This is a genomic window from Arthrobacter sp. S39 (assembly GCF_004320525.1).
Classification (GTDB): domain Bacteria; phylum Actinomycetota; class Actinomycetes; order Actinomycetales; family Micrococcaceae; genus Arthrobacter.
On record NZ_SIHX01000005.1, the window covers coordinates 42,926 to 56,588 of the forward strand.

Genomic DNA, 13,663 nt, shown 5'->3' on the forward strand with positions numbered 1-13,663 from the left:
CTGCGTGCGGTTCACTTGAGGGATGAGAGCCATCTGGAAAGGTGCCATCGCGTTTGGCCTGGTCAACGTGCCCGTGAAGGTCTACAGCGCCACCGAGGACCACGACATCAGCCTCCACCAGGTCCACAACGCCGACGGCGGCCGGATCCGGTACCAGCGGCGCTGCGAGGTGTGCAGCCAGGTCATCGACTATTCGGACATTGACAAGGCTTTTGAGGACGGCGGCCGGACTGTGGTGCTGTCCAAGGAGGAACTCAAGTCCATTCCGGCGGAGAACAGCCACGAGATCGAGGTGGTCCAGTTTGTCCCCTCGGAGCAGCTGGAACCCATGATGTTCGAAAAAAGCTATTACCTGGAGCCGGACTCCAAATCGCCCAAGGCCTATGTCCTGCTGCGCCGGGCGCTTGAGGACACGGACCGGGTGGCCATCGTCCAGTTCGCCCTGCGTGAGAAGACGAGGCTGGGGGCGCTGCGCATCAAGGACGATGTGCTGGTGCTGCAGTCCCTGCTGTGGCCCGACGAGGTCCGGGAAGCCAGCTTCCCGGCACTGGATGAGTCCGTCCGCATCTCCGCCCAGGAACGCGAAATGTCCGCGGCACTCGTGGAGTCCATGGCCGCCGACTTCGATCCTGACCACTTCACCGATGACTACCAGATCCAGCTCCGCACGCTCATCGACGCCAAGCTGGAAAAGGGCGACTCCCTGGACACCGACGAGACATTCGGTGTGGAAGCCGGCGAAGGCGGCAAGGGTGAAGTCATTGACCTGATGGAAGCCCTCAAGCGCAGCCTGGACCGGAAGCGCGGCGGTGGATCCACGGCGGCCGCCAGGGACACCGACACCGACGAGGACGAAGCAGACGAAGCTCCGGCGAAATCCGCTGCCGGGAGTAGGTCCGGAACAAAGAGCGCCAGTGGAACCAAGGCTGCTGCAGCCAAGTCCGGCACAACCAAGTCCACCAGCACTAAATCCACCACCACCAAGTCCACCACCCGCAAGCCCGCCGCGAAGGCGGACTCGCCTGCTGCCAAGCCCGCGGCGAAAGCCACCACCACCCGGGCGCGCAAGGGCGCGTGATCCTGCACACGTGCCTGATGCTGCCGACCTCAGGGCCGCTGGTGCGGTGATGGCGGCCGCCTAGGAGTTCCGGAGCGCGGAGATGAGCTCGCTCTTTTTCTTGGCGGAGTAACCGGTGAGGCCTATTTCCTTGGCCCTGGCCTTCAGCTGCGGGACTGTCCAGTCGTCGTAGTCGCCGGCCTTTCCGCCCTTGCGGCCCACGGCGGAGCGGCCCTTCTTCGCTGCCGCGTTCGAGATGCGGGCGGCCTTCTGTTTGGACGCGCCGTCCTCACGCAATTCCTCGTACAGCTCGGGATCCTTCAGGCTGGGGTTTTTCTTGCCTGGCATGTCATCCTCCTTCAACCGCTGGCCGGTGCGCCGCAGCACTGTCTTTGCTGGTCAGGCTTCCACGCTATGTCCGGGCCTGCGCAAAAACAAGGAAACGCTAAGTCTGCTTGCCTTCTGGCCCGGCAAGCAGCTTCGAGTCCTTTACACCCCGGCCCGCTGCGGCCACAATGGGTCGCATCGCAGCCTCCACTGTTAGCGCAGCGTGCTGTCACTCAAAACCTGCCACAGGAGAGGGACACCGACATGAATGACACAACGGACGTCAAAGATGCCGACCGTGCACTGAAGCAGAAGCACCGGGCCATGTGGGCGTCGGGGGACTACCCCGCATTGGCCAGCGAACTGATCCTGGACCTCGGAGCCATCCTGGTTGATGCGTGCGGAATCAAGGCCAAACAGCGTGTCCTGGATGTGGCGGCCGGGTCCGGCAACGCTGCCATCCCGGCGGCCATGATGGGCGCCCAGGTGATCGCCAGCGACCTCACTCCGGAACTGTTCGACGCCGGCCGGCACCAGGCAGCCGACCGCGGCGTAACACTGGAGTGGAAGGAAGCCGATGCCGAGTCCCTGCCGTTCGGGGACAACGAATTCGATGTGGTCCTGTCGTGCCTGGGCGTGATGTTCGCGCCCCATCACCAGGCGGGGGCGGACGAAATCGTACGGGTATCCAAACCCGGCGGAACCATCGGGCTGCTGAGCTGGACGCCTGAAGGGTTCATCGGAAAGATGTTCGCCACCATGAAGCCGTTCTCGCCTCCCCCTCCGCCCGGGGCCCAGCCGCCGCCGCTCTGGGGCAGCGAGGACCACGTACGTGAACTCTTCGGCGACAGGATCACCGACATCAAAGCGCAGAAGCGCACGGTTGCCATCCACAGCTTCCACCAGCCGGAGGACTTCCTGCGGTACTTCAAGTCCCACTACGGCCCCACCATCTCGGTCTACAAATTCCTCGCCGACGACGAAGATAAGGTCAAAGCCCTGGACAAGGCCCTCACGGAGCTTGCCGACTCCTTTGGCGATGCCCATGGCGACGCCGCGTGGCAAATGGAATGGGAATACCTGCTGCTCACGGCGCGGAAGGCTAAGTGATGGCAGGCGGCCACGTGGCAACGTCCAGCATCACCATCGATGCCCCGCCGGACCGGGTCTGGGATGTCATCACGGATCCGGCTGCCGTGAAGGAATTTATGTTCGGGGCCGACCTCGTCACTGACTGGACGGTGGGCGGGCCCATCGCCTGGCGCGGGGAATGGGAAGGGAAGCCGTACGAGGACAAGGGGACGATCCTCGAAGTTGAACCCGGGCACAAGCTCGTCCACACCCATTTCAGCCCTCTCGGCGGCGAGGAGGACAAGCCAGAGAACTACCACACGCTGACGTGGACGCTGGAGGACAGGGACGGTCAGACGCAGCTGACGCTCTCGCAGGACAACAACGCCAGCGAGGACGCGGCTGAGCATTCCAGGGGTATGTGGGACATGCTCGTGGCCGACGTCAAGAAGATCACCGAGCGCACCTAAAAGCAGCGGCCGCCGTCGTACCTCCCCATCTCGGGAGAAGTACGACGGCGGCCGCTGCTGTTAGCGCGTGCCGCTACTTACGCGTCGTGATCCGTTTCCAGGATCTTGACGAGGCTCTCCAGGGCGTCGTCCGCGCCGGTGCCCTCGGCGCGAAGCACCACAACGTCGCCGTGGGAGGCGCCCAGGCTCATCAGGGACAGGATGCTGGCGGCGTCCATGGCCTCGTCGGCAGGCTCACCTTCACGGGCGATGGTGATGTCGAGGTCGTACTCCCCGGCTGCTTCCGCGAAGATGGCGGCGGGACGGGCGTGCAGGCCTACTCGGCTGGCGACGGTTGCGGTGCGTTCTGGCATTTTTGCTCCTTTTGTCTTTCGGCGCCCTGTGGGTTCAGCGCCGTTGATATGTAGTGGGTGAAGCCGGGTCAGACCGTTACGGGAACGGACTCCACGGTAGCAGCGGGCTTGGCGGCAGCCCAGCGCTTGAGCGCGATGACGGCCAGGGCGCTGATTACGGTGCCGGCCAGGATGGCGACGACGAACATCACCAGGTTGCCGATGGCGAAGAACACGAAGATACCGCCGTGGGGTGCCTGCGAGGTGACGCCGGTGGCCATGCAGAGGGCGCCGGTGAGGGCGCCGCCCACCATGCTGGCGGGGATGACGCGCAGCGGGTCCGACGCGGCGAACGGGATGGCACCTTCTGAGATGAAGGATGCACCCAGCAGCCAGGCCGCCTTGCCGTTTTCACGCTCGTTCAGGGTGAAAAGCTTCTTGTCCAGGACCGTGGCCAGGGCCATCGCCAGCGGTGGCACCATGCCGGCAGCCATGACAGTTGCCATGATCTGCCACGGGGCCTGGTTGGTGGCGCTGCCGGCGCTCAGGCCGGCCACTGCGAAGGCGTACGCAACCTTGTTGACCGGACCGCCAAGGTCGAAGCACATCATGAGGCCGAGGATGATGCCGAGGACCACCGCGGAGGCGCCGCTCATGCCAGTCAGCCAGCTGTTCAGGCCGGAGGTGATGCCGGCGATCGGGCCGCCGAGGACCAGGAACATCAGGCCGGAGGCGAAGATGGAGGCGAGCAGCGGGATGATCACCACGGGCATCAGGCCTCGGAGCCAGCGCGGTACCTGCCACGTACCGATGAGGTGTGCCATGTAACCGGCGAGCAGGCCTCCGACAATGCCGCCGAGGAAGCCCGCACTCATGTAGCTTGCGACGGCACCTGCGACGAAGCCCGGAGCAATACCTGGCCGGTCGGCGATGGCGTAGGCGATGTAGCCGGCCAGCGCCGGCACCAGGAAGCTCATGGACAGGTTGCCGATTTTGAACAGGACTGCGCCGAGGTAGACGCCGAGCCCTCCTTCGGGAAGGTTGCCGAAGTTGTTCTCCAGCACCACCTTATTGGCGACCTCGGTGACGTCGTAGCCGCCCAGCAGGAAGCCAAACGCCATTAGGAGGCCACCACCGGCCACAAACGGAATCATGTAGCTGACACCGGTGAGCAGTGCACGCTTCAGCTTCTGGCCGATGTGCTCGCCCTTTTCAGACGCTTCACGATCTGCCTGCTCTTCGGCGCCGAAGTGCGGCACACGGCGGGCGTGCGGGTCGTTGGCTGCGGCGAGCGCTTCCTGGACCATCTTGGCGGGCTCGTCGATGCCGCGCTTGACGGGAGCGTTGATGACGGGCTTGCCGGCAAAGCGCTCCTTGCCGCGGACGTCCACGTCCACCGCGAAGATCACGGCCTCGGCGGCTGCAATGACTGCGGGGTCCAGCGGCTTGGCGCCGGAGGAACCCTGGGTCTCAACCTGCAGGTCCACGCCCATTTCCTCGGCGGCGGCGACCAGCGAGTCGGCGGCCATGTAGGTGTGGGCGATGCCGGTGGGGCACGCGGTCACGGCCACAAGACGCCTCGGTCCCGCAGAACCAGCGGCCGGGGCGGCTCCCGCGGCGGCCGCGGCAGGCGCCGCATCAGCAGCAGAAGCAGAAGGCGCAGCTGCAGCCGCGTGGGCTGCCGGCTTGTCCGCCAGTGCGCCGTCCACCAGTTCCACGATCTCCTCACGGGAGGACGCTGCACGCAACGCTGCCGTGAAGTCCTTTTTGATCAGGGACCGGGCAAGCTTGGACAGCAGCTTCAGGTGCTCCTGGTCTGCGCCGTCGGGGGCGGCGATGAAGAAGATGAGGTCCGCCGGGCCGTCCTTGGCGCCGAAGTCCACCTTGGGGTTGAGGCGGGCCATGGCCAGGGTGGGAACGGTGACCGCCGCGGAGCGGCAGTGCGGGATGGCGATGCCGCCGGGGATGCCGGTAGCCGTCTTCTGCTCGCGGGCGAAGGCATCGGCAAAGAGGCCTTCAACCTCTGATGCGCGTCCGGTGGCCGCTACTTTGCTGGCCAGGTGCCGGATCACGTCCTCGGGCGAGCTGCCCAGGTTCTGGTCGAGCTCGACCAGTTCGGTGGTGATGAGCTGCGTCACTGTCAATCCTTTCGAAGGGCCGTGATGGTTACGGCATCCGGGGTGGTTTGGTGGACTGCCGGGACAGTGGAACCCGGCAGGGAGGCGGCGGCAGCACCATGTGCCACCGCCTGACGGAGGCAATCGGCCGGGGCGGCGCCCTGGCCGTGGGCGAGCAGATAGCCAGCCAGCGACGAATCGCCCGCGCCGACCGTACTGACCGCGGCGACCGGCGGATGCGTGGCCAGCCACGCGCCGTCGGCCGTTACCAGGACAGCTCCCTTGGATCCGAGAGTTGCCAGCACAGCACCCACACCGGAACGTACGACGGCGGCGGCGGCCGCTGCTGCAGCCTCCGGATCCGCTTCAAGTTCGTCTGCGGTTGACGCCGTGGCAAAGCCGGCTGCGGCAGCCAGTTCCGCCAGTTCCTCGGCGTTGGGCTTAAGGAGGTCCGGTTTCCCGGACATGCCGTCCGAAGTGCCGGAGACGGCGCCGGCGAGCGGCGCCCCGGAGGAGTCGACGGCGATGAGCGGCACGCCGCCGTCGGCCCCGGAACCAGCGCCGGAACGCAGCCGGCTGGTGACGGTGGCGTAGAAGTCGGCCGGGAAGCCCGGCGGCAGGGAGCCCGCCAGGACCACCCAGCTGGCACCGCGGGCGCGTTCCAGGAGCAGGGCGATCAATGCTTCCTGCTGGTCTGCGGTCAGCACCGGCCCGGGCTCGTTGATCTTGGTGGTCACGCCACCGGGCTCCGTGAGGGCCACGTTGGTGCGCAGCGGCTCGTCAATGGGCAGCGCGGCGAACGGGACGCCGTCGTGCTGCAACCCGGCCAGGACGGGATCGCTGTCGCCGCCGGGGAGTACCGCGATGGTTTGCAGGCCCGACGCGACCAGCGCCCGGGAGACGTTGACGCCCTTGCCGCCCGATTCCTGGCTGACGGAGATGGCGCGCTGGACCTCGCCGCGTTCCAGTGGTCCGGGCAGTGCCACGGTCCGGTCCAGGCTGGGGTTGGCCGTGAAGGTGACGATCATGCGATCACCACGTCAACGCCGGCCTCTGTCAGGGCTGCTGCCAGCTCCGGGCTGGGCTCGCTGTCTGTAATCAAGGTGTCCAGATCTTTCAGTGAGGCGAACTGGACCAGGGTTTCTGCGTCCAGCTTGGAGGAATCGGCCAGCACCACGATGCGGCGGGCCGAACGGACGAAGGCTGCCTTGACGGCGGCTTCTTCAGGATCGGGGGTGCTAAGGCCAAAGCTGGGGTGGATGCCGTTGGCGCCGATGAAGGCGATGTCCGGGCGCATCCGCTGGGCCGCTTCCACCGTTGCCTGCCCCACGGCGGCCTGGGTGAGGCCGCGGACCCTGCCGCCCAGGATCTGGAGGGCGATTCCGGGGGTACTGGACAGCCTGGCGGCGATGGGGACGGCGTGGGTGATCACCACGAGTTCGGTGCCGGGCTCGGTGGCGGAAGGCTCGACGGCGGTGCGCCGGGAAAGCAGGTCAGCCAGGACTTCGGTGGTGGAGCCGGCGTCGATCAGGATGCTTCCGGACCCCGATTGCGGGATCAGGGCCATCGCGGCTTCGGCGATGCGCCTTTTTTGGTCGGGGCGCTGGATGGCCCGCTCGTTGATGCTTTCCTCGGTGGTGCTGAACCGGTCCGCGGCGACGGCGCCGCCGTGGACCCTGCGGACGGTCCCGGCTGTTTCCAGGGTGGCGAGGTCACGGCGGACGGTTTCGGTGGTGATACGGAAGCGCTCAGCCAGCAGGGTCACGCTGACCCGGCCGCTGCCGGCAACAAGCTCGGCAATCTTCTGCTGGCGCTCTTCGGCGAACACGTACCCTCCGTTGCGTAAAGTCCTGCGGGATTCTTTGAGTGACTGGCATCACATGATGTGGAATTACTTGACTTTATCTTTGTTTGTGTTGGTTTGTCAATGGAAACCCACACGAAACAAAGAGGGGTGCTTTGCCGATGCGGGCGGCTGGAACCGGAGGGTGCGAAAAAGCCGGGCCGGACCGCGGTGGTCCGGCCCGGCTTTTTCGGGTTCATGGTGGGGGTCTTCGGGCGTGGGGTTTACAGGCCGCCGTCGCGGCTTTCATTGCGGGTGATGCGCTCCCCGGTGTTGGGGTCAACCACTGAACGCGTTTCGCTGACCCGCCGGCTGCGCCCCGGTGAGGCCAGGATCAGTGAGGCGATGAGGCCGATCACGCCCACGGCCATCAGGATGTATCCGATCAGCACCTGGTCCACGAAGGGAATCAGCCCTGGTGCGACGGCCCAGGCGAGGATGGCGCCGATGGCGATGAGGAAGATGGAGGAACCGATTCTCATGACTTGCTCCTTATTGTCCGCGGATTGGTGGGCGGTACTTCTGGAACTGCAGGACTCGCTGGATATCTGCTCAGTGCATTTGCTAAGCATGCTGTCTGTCTAGCGTTAGGCTACAGCGCGGTCAGGGCCGATTCAACGACCGGGCGAAGGTGCGGCGCAATCGTAACCATGCGCCACGGTGCCGTTGCGACCCGCCTGCTGGTTAGGCTGATCCGATGGAAACAGTTGTGTGGTCCAAGCCGGAGGAGGAGCGGGCAGGCACGCCGTTGCTGGTGATGATGCACGGCTACGGCACCGACGAGTCCCGGATGGTGCGGCTGTTTGACTACCTGCCACCGAACTTCACCTGCGCGGCGTTGCGCGCGCCCATGGTCATCGGCGACCACTACGGCTGGTTCCTCCTGGACTACTTCCTCGCCAACGACTTTGCCGACGTCATCAGCACCACCAACACGGTCCACGACTGGATCAACGCCGTCAGGGGCCAGCACCGCAGCGTGAGCCTGCTGGGCTATTCGCAGGGCATGGCCATGGCCAGCACCCTCCTGCGGCTGCATCCCAAAAGCTATGAAGCCGTGGTAGGGCTGTCCGGCTTCGTGCTGGAGAATGACCTGCTGGCGCTGACTGACTCCTTCGAGACCCCGCCGCCGTTCTTCTGGGGCCGGGACAAGGCGGACCTGGTGATCAACGAGGACGCCACCGCCCATACGGGAGAATGGCTGAACGCCAATACGCGGCTCACGGCCAGGACCTACCCAGGCATGGGGCACGCGATGAGCAAGACGGAGATGGTGGATGTCAGCGCCTTCCTCCGCCACTACGTCCTCCCTTAGGCCTGCCAGGGCTCAAGCGATCCGTGCCCGGGTGGAATGGCCCCGACGCTGAGAGTCGCGTCACACTCCGGCAAGGAGAAAAAACAGTTGCATGCCAAATTTGTAAGCGCTTACACTCGAGTTCGGCCGATTCCACCGGCCCTTGAACTGGGCGGGAAGGGAGATCTGCCGCATGCACGTGTTTTATTGCCCTGCGCGGGTCGCTCCACCGGCCGCCGACGCGTGGTTTGCCGTCCAGTTTGTTATGTCGCAGCAAGGCGCCCATGATGGAAGAAGGCATTCATCAGCGCCCCTCCGGCCCGCCGTGGCATTGACGCCCCCGCGCCGCGCTTGCTGATCGCAGCGGACACCGTCGCCGTTTCCTCGCCCCACGCACCGCATAGCCCACGCACAGCCCATCCCAAGCACCGCGCCCGCCGAGCCTGCCCGCCGTCTGAAAGGACACCGCACCGCGCATGACTGAACTTCTGAGCCACCCGACCAGCTGGACCGGCGCCTCCGCCATTCTCTTCGACCTCGACGGAGTGCTGACCCCCACGGCCACTGTCCACGAGCAGGCCTGGCAGGAACTCTTCGAAAGCTACCTGGCAACACAGCCCCAGGTCCCCGGCTACCGGGAGAGTGACTACTTCGACCACATCGACGGCAAGCCGCGGTTCGACGGCGTCCGGGACTTCCTCGCGTCGCGCGGCATTGTGCTGCCCGAGGGACCTACCGACGACGATCCCGCCCACACCACGGTGCAGGGGCTGGGCAACCGCAAGAACCGGATCTTCAACGACATTGTCAGCTCCGGCGTGGAGCCGTTCGAGGGCTCAGTGCGTTTCATCGAAGCCGTGCTCGCGCAGGGACTCAAGGTCGCCGTCGTCTCCTCCTCCCGAAACGCGCCGGCGGTGCTCAAGGCGGCCGGCCTCAGCGACCGCTTCCCGGTGGTGGTGGACGGCGTGGTGGCAGCCGCGGAAGGCCTGCCCGGCAAACCCAGCCCCGCCACCTACGACTACGCCGCCCGGCTGCTGGAACTTCCCAGCGAGGAATGCGTGGTGGTGGAGGACGCCGTGTCAGGTGTTCAGGCGGGCCACGCCGGCTCCTTCCACTCCGTGATCGGCGTGGACCGCGGCGCAGGCAGGCAGACCCTGCTGGACGCGGGAGCCACCCTGGTGGTCAACGACCTGAAGGAACTCCTGTAGCCCGGTAACTCCGGGGCCCGGCTGTTCCCCGACAGCCTGCTCCGCATGATTTAACCGCGGCTTCCTTCCCCCAGGACAGACCGCACAACGACCCCCCCCACGCATGCCCACGACGGGCACGCACAAAAGCGCCCCAAGCCGGATGAGACCCGGCTGCCCAGCACTACGCCAAAAGGACCCCAACACCATGGCTCTTATCACCGCGGACCGCGACCGGTTCCCCAACACCCCCTGGCAGCTTGTGGAGACTCGCCACGAGCCTGGCAACACCGGTACCCTGGAGACCCTTTTCGCGCTGGGCAACGGGCACCTTGGCATCCGCGGCGCCCACTGGGCGGCCGCCGATGCTGACCTGCCGGGCAGCTTCATCAACGGCCTGCACGAAATCTGGGACATCAAGCATGCCGAGAACGCGTTCGGCTTCGCCCGGACCGGGCAGCGGATCATCTACATCCCCGATGCGAACAACTTCACGGTGATCATCGACGGCGAGACACTGAGCCTCGCGGAGTCGGCGGTGCAGGAATACCGCCGGTCGGTGGACTTCGCCACCGGCATCTACGAATGCCGCATCACCTGGCTGTGCCGCTCCGGTGCCGCCGTCACCACCACCGAGCGCCGGGCCGTGGGCTTCGCGTCCCGCGGCAGCCTGGGCATCTCCCTGGAGGTATCGGCGGACCGGGACGTGTCCGCTGACGTCACGTCCTCGGTCATCAACCGCCAGGACCAGCCTGTGGAGGACCACTCGCAGCACGACCCTCGCCGCGCCGGCCGCCACGCCGGACGTGTCCTGCTGCCGTTGCGGCTCGACTGCGGCGACGGCTCGCTCCGCCTCTCGTGGGAGGCTGCGGAATCCAAGCAGCGCGTGGGGATTGCCGTTGACCACTGGACCTCCGCGGGCCACCAGCCGTTCGACACCCTGGTGGACCAGGACGACAGCAGCGTCCGGTACGTGCTCGCCGTCGGCGCCGATGAGCCGTTCCGGCTCGAGAAAATCGTCAGCTACGCCGCGGGCCGTGGCGTCCAGGATTCCGGACGCGATGCAGCGGAAGTCGCTGAGGAGGGCCTGCGCTCCGTGGAGGACATCTTCGCTGAAAGCCGCGACCACTACCGCGACTACTGGGCAACGTCCGACATCGTGGTGGGTGGCCAGTCCGAACTGCAGCAGGCCATCCGCTGGAACCTGTTCCAGCTGGCCCAGGCCACCGCGCGAGCCGACGTCGCAGGCATCCCCGCGAAGGGAGTCAGCGGTTCCGGGTATGAGGGGCACTACTTCTGGGACCAGGAGGTCTACCTCCTGCCCTACCTGACCTACACGAACCCGGAGGGCGCGCGCCAGGTCCTGGAGTTCCGGCACGAGATGCTTCCCACCGCCCGGATCCGCGCCAAGGAACTCAGCGTGGACGGGGCGCTGTTCCCGTGGCGCACCATCAACGGGCTCGAAGCGAGCGCCTACTACGCTGCCGGCACCGCGCAGTTCCACATCGCGGCAGCCATCGCTTTCGCGACCAACCGGTACGTCTGGGCCAGCGGAGACGGGGCCTTCCGCGACGGCATGGGTGCCGAACTGCTGATTGAGACGGCCCGCATGTGGATCTCCCTGGGCTTCTTCGGCAAGGACGGGCTCTTCCACATCCACGGCGTCACCGGCCCGGACGAGTACACAGCCGTGGTCAACGACAACCTCTACACCAACGTCATGGCCCGCTTTAACCTGCGCGCCGCCGCCGCCCTGGGCCACGCCGAAATCAGCGACGAAGAACGCCAGCTGTGGTCTGCCGCGGCCGACCGGATGCAGCTTCCGTTCGATGACCGGATGCAGGTGCATTCCCAGGACAACGACTTCATGACCCTCGAGCCGTGGGACTGGAACACGCCGCGGTCCAAGTACCCGCTGCTGCTGCACTTCCACCCGCTGGTGATCTACCGCCACCAGGTCCTCAAGCAAGCTGACACAGTGCTGGCCATGTTCCTGCAGTGGCAGGACTTCACGGCAGAGGAAAAGCGCCGGGCCTTCGATTTCTACGATCCCATCACCACCGGCGACTCCACCCTGTCCGCCTGTGTCCAGGGGATCATGGCTGCCGAGGTTGGCTACCCCAAGGCTGCGCTGGAGCACTTCACCAACGCCGTGTTCATCGACCTCGACGACACCCACGGCAACACGATCGACGGCGTGCACATCGCGTCCACCGGCGGCGTGTGGAGCTCGCTGGTCTGCGGCTTCGCGGGCCTCCGCGACCAGGGGCCGGTGCCGTTCTTTGATCCGCGGCTGCCGGCAGAGTGGGACAGCCTGGCCTTCCACCTCAAGGTCCAGGGCCGGCTGCTTCAGGTGGAGCTCGACGCCGGTTCGCTGACCCTTACTGTGTCCGAGGGCGAGCCGCTTGATGTGGACGTCCGCGGCGAGCTGTTCAGCGTAAGCGGCGAACCGGTGCGCGTGGCGTTGGCCCCGGTCCAGGTCCCGGAGCCCACGGTCTTCCCCAGCGGACCGCCGACGGCGAGCATCCCCGTGGTGCGCGCCCGGGCTTAACTCCCGCTGGCTTAACCCCCGCGGACCTCACGGCCGCGGTGCGCTTGACCCGGCGGCAGGTTGCTGACGCTGCGCGCGTCAGTCTCCTGCCGCCGTCGTGCGTTCCACTTCCGGCTCCCGGTCCAGCGGGTGGGCGAGTTCGTCCTGGGGCATCTTCGCGACGATCGACGCGATCACGGCCACGATGGGGCACACGCCGCCGGCCACCAGGAAGATCAGCCAGATGGGCAGCACTTCCGCGGCGGGTCCGGCCAGGGCCATGGAGACAGGCATCAGGGCGAGGGACACAAAGAAGTCCAGGCTGGAGACCCTGCCGAGCAGGTGGGGCGGGACGCGGCGCTGGAGCAGCGTGCCCCAGATGACCATGCCCACGCTGCCGGTGGCGCCAAAGATGAACAGCGCCGCGGCCAGGGCCCAGAAATTGTCCATGATTCCGACGGCGGCCAGCGGCAGGGAGCCCACGCCCCAGGACACCATCATCACCGTGAGATACCGCCGGGGCAGCCTTAGCGACGCGGTCACCAGCGACGCCGCGGCTCCTCCGACGCCCATGATGGCGAGCAGGAAACCGAACATGCTGGAGTCGCCGCCCAGCTGGTCGCGGACCACAAACGGGAGCAGCACTTCGATGGGGCCGATCAGGAAAAGCACTGAAATGCAGGCCCAGAGCAGGGTCCAGAGCAGCCAGGGCGTGCGCAGCGTATAGCTGATGCCTTCACGGAGGTCGTGGAAAAAGGACGACTTGGGCCGCCGTTTGCCGGTCATGCCGCCGTCGTCCCCGCCGCCCGCCTCGGAGCCGTTGGCAGGTGCGTCCAGGGCGTGCTGGCCCAGGAAGTTCAGGATGATGAACGCCATCAGGTGGCAGGCGGCCACGCCGGTGACCGCGTGGGCTGGTGAGAGTGCGGCCACCAGGATGCCGGCGACGGCGGGACCGGCGGCCTGCTGGAGGGTGGGGCGCATGGTCCCCTCCATGCCGTTTGCGGCGAGCAGGTCCTCCGGCGGCAGGATCCGCGGCAGGATGGCCGAGTACGCGGGGAAGAAGAACGCGGCGCCGACACCCAGCACAAAGGCGCCCACCGCGAGGTGCCAGATCTGCAGCCACCCGGCGATGGACAGCGCGCTGATGCCCGCGATGACGGCCAGGTTGGCGCCTTCCACCGCGATGATCAGGAGCCGCTGCGGGAAGCGGTCGGCCGCGATGCCGCCCGCCAGGACAAATGCCACCAGGCCCACGCTGCCGCCAGTGGCAACCAGCGAGAGCTCCAGCGGGCCGCCGCCCAGGTGGATCACCTGGTAGACCATCGCGACAGCCCACATTCCGGATCCGAAGATGGAGATGGCGAGGGCTGCGATCAGGACCCTGTACTCGCGGTGCGCAAAGGGCCGCAGGGCTTTGAGGGTGGGCATAGGGTAA

13 protein-coding genes are annotated in these 13,663 nt (G+C 66.5%); 6 read left to right on the forward strand and 7 right to left on the reverse strand.

Going from position 1 to position 13,663, the window contains the following annotated elements; translation table 11 throughout:
- Window positions 1–22 precede the first annotated feature (22 nt).
- Window positions 23–1,078: a Ku protein gene (locus EYS21_RS11370; RefSeq protein WP_131133325.1), complete on the forward strand. Its 1,056-nt coding sequence runs from the start codon at window positions 23–25 to the stop codon at window positions 1,076–1,078.
- A gap of 60 nt (window positions 1,079–1,138) precedes the next feature.
- On the opposite strand, the gene EYS21_RS11375 is transcribed toward EYS21_RS11370, so the two are convergent.
- The gene (locus EYS21_RS11375; RefSeq protein WP_131133326.1) at window positions 1,139–1,405 is read right to left on the reverse strand and encodes a Rho termination factor N-terminal domain-containing protein; all 267 of its coding nucleotides are present in this window, start codon (window positions 1,403–1,405) and stop codon (window positions 1,139–1,141) included.
- Between the two features lie 243 nt (window positions 1,406–1,648).
- On the opposite strand from EYS21_RS11375, the gene EYS21_RS11380 reads away from it, so the two are divergent.
- Window positions 1,649–2,494, forward strand: coding sequence for a class I SAM-dependent methyltransferase (locus tag EYS21_RS11380; RefSeq protein ID WP_131133327.1), 846 nt, complete (start codon window positions 1,649–1,651; stop codon window positions 2,492–2,494).
- Window positions 2,494–2,925 (forward strand): SRPBCC domain-containing protein, encoded by a 432-nt coding sequence (locus EYS21_RS11385; protein ID WP_131133328.1) that lies wholly within the window; start codon window positions 2,494–2,496, stop codon window positions 2,923–2,925. The genes EYS21_RS11380 and EYS21_RS11385 overlap by 1 nt, the downstream gene beginning before the upstream one ends.
- A gap of 77 nt (window positions 2,926–3,002) precedes the next feature.
- Here EYS21_RS11385 and EYS21_RS11390 read toward each other — a convergent pair whose 3' ends face one another.
- From EYS21_RS11390 to EYS21_RS11410, 5 genes are all read right to left on the reverse strand, one after another.
- Window positions 3,003–3,278 carry an HPr family phosphocarrier protein gene (locus tag EYS21_RS11390; RefSeq protein ID WP_131133329.1) on the reverse strand — a complete coding sequence of 92 codons (276 nt, stop codon included), beginning with the start codon at window positions 3,276–3,278 and terminating at the stop codon, window positions 3,003–3,005.
- Between the two features lie 68 nt (window positions 3,279–3,346).
- Complete coding sequence (locus EYS21_RS11395; protein ID WP_131133330.1) at window positions 3,347–5,395, reverse strand: fructose-specific PTS transporter subunit EIIC; 2,049 nt, start codon at window positions 5,393–5,395, stop codon at window positions 3,347–3,349.
- Window positions 5,396–5,397: 2 nt separating this feature from the next.
- Window positions 5,398–6,402 (reverse strand): hexose kinase, encoded by a 1,005-nt coding sequence (locus EYS21_RS11400; RefSeq protein ID WP_131133331.1) that lies wholly within the window; start codon window positions 6,400–6,402, stop codon window positions 5,398–5,400.
- Window positions 6,399–7,202 carry a DeoR/GlpR family DNA-binding transcription regulator gene (locus tag EYS21_RS11405; protein WP_131133332.1) on the reverse strand — a complete coding sequence of 268 codons (804 nt, stop codon included), beginning with the start codon at window positions 7,200–7,202 and terminating at the stop codon, window positions 6,399–6,401. The genes EYS21_RS11400 and EYS21_RS11405 overlap by 4 nt, the downstream gene beginning before the upstream one ends.
- 239 nt (window positions 7,203–7,441) lie before the next feature.
- Entirely contained in the window at window positions 7,442–7,699 is a 258-nt protein-coding gene (locus tag EYS21_RS11410) for a DUF6458 family protein (RefSeq protein ID WP_131133333.1), read from the reverse strand.
- A 215-nt stretch (window positions 7,700–7,914) separates the two neighbouring features.
- Here EYS21_RS11410 and EYS21_RS11415 point away from each other — a divergent pair, with 215 nt between their 5' ends.
- The 3 genes from EYS21_RS11415 (at window position 7,915) to EYS21_RS11425 (ending at window position 12,249) form a co-directional block, all read left to right on the forward strand.
- The gene (locus tag EYS21_RS11415) at window positions 7,915–8,532 is read left to right on the forward strand and encodes a phospholipase (protein WP_131133334.1); all 618 of its coding nucleotides are present in this window, start codon (window positions 7,915–7,917) and stop codon (window positions 8,530–8,532) included.
- Window positions 8,533–8,987: 455 nt separating this feature from the next.
- Complete coding sequence (locus EYS21_RS11420) at window positions 8,988–9,719, forward strand: HAD-IA family hydrolase (protein ID WP_131133335.1); 732 nt, start codon at window positions 8,988–8,990, stop codon at window positions 9,717–9,719.
- Between the two features lie 187 nt (window positions 9,720–9,906).
- A complete protein-coding gene (locus EYS21_RS11425; protein ID WP_131133336.1) occupies window positions 9,907–12,249 on the forward strand; it encodes a glycosyl hydrolase family 65 protein in 2,343 nt (780 codons plus the stop codon).
- Window positions 12,250–12,327: 78 nt separating this feature from the next.
- Here EYS21_RS11425 and EYS21_RS11430 read toward each other — a convergent pair whose 3' ends face one another.
- On the reverse strand, window positions 12,328–13,656 hold the full coding sequence (locus EYS21_RS11430; protein WP_131133337.1) for an MFS transporter: 1,329 nt from the start codon (window positions 13,654–13,656) through the stop codon (window positions 12,328–12,330).
- Window positions 13,657–13,663 lie beyond the last annotated feature (7 nt).

Bases quoted from the DNA above. Each gene is read 5' to 3' on its own strand.
- EYS21_RS11425 (WP_131133336.1), top strand. From the start codon at position 9,907: ATGGCTCTTATCACCGCGGACCGCGACCGGTTCCCCAACACCCCCTGG.
- EYS21_RS11375 (WP_131133326.1), bottom strand. From the start codon at position 1,405: ATGCCAGGCAAGAAAAACCCCAGCCTGAAGGATCCCGAGCTGTACGAG.
- EYS21_RS11415 (WP_131133334.1), top strand. From the start codon at position 7,915: ATGGAAACAGTTGTGTGGTCCAAGCCGGAGGAGGAGCGGGCAGGCACG.
- EYS21_RS11370 (WP_131133325.1), top strand. From the start codon at position 23: ATGAGAGCCATCTGGAAAGGTGCCATCGCGTTTGGCCTGGTCAACGTG.
- EYS21_RS11380 (WP_131133327.1), top strand. From the start codon at position 1,649: ATGAATGACACAACGGACGTCAAAGATGCCGACCGTGCACTGAAGCAG.
- EYS21_RS11385 (WP_131133328.1), top strand. From the start codon at position 2,494: ATGGCAGGCGGCCACGTGGCAACGTCCAGCATCACCATCGATGCCCCG.
- EYS21_RS11400 (WP_131133331.1), bottom strand. From the start codon at position 6,402: ATGATCGTCACCTTCACGGCCAACCCCAGCCTGGACCGGACCGTGGCA.
- EYS21_RS11390 (WP_131133329.1), bottom strand. From the start codon at position 3,278: ATGCCAGAACGCACCGCAACCGTCGCCAGCCGAGTAGGCCTGCACGCC.
- EYS21_RS11430 (WP_131133337.1), bottom strand. From the start codon at position 13,656: ATGCCCACCCTCAAAGCCCTGCGGCCCTTTGCGCACCGCGAGTACAGG.
- EYS21_RS11420 (WP_131133335.1), top strand. From the start codon at position 8,988: ATGACTGAACTTCTGAGCCACCCGACCAGCTGGACCGGCGCCTCCGCC.
- EYS21_RS11410 (WP_131133333.1), bottom strand. From the start codon at position 7,699: ATGAGAATCGGTTCCTCCATCTTCCTCATCGCCATCGGCGCCATCCTC.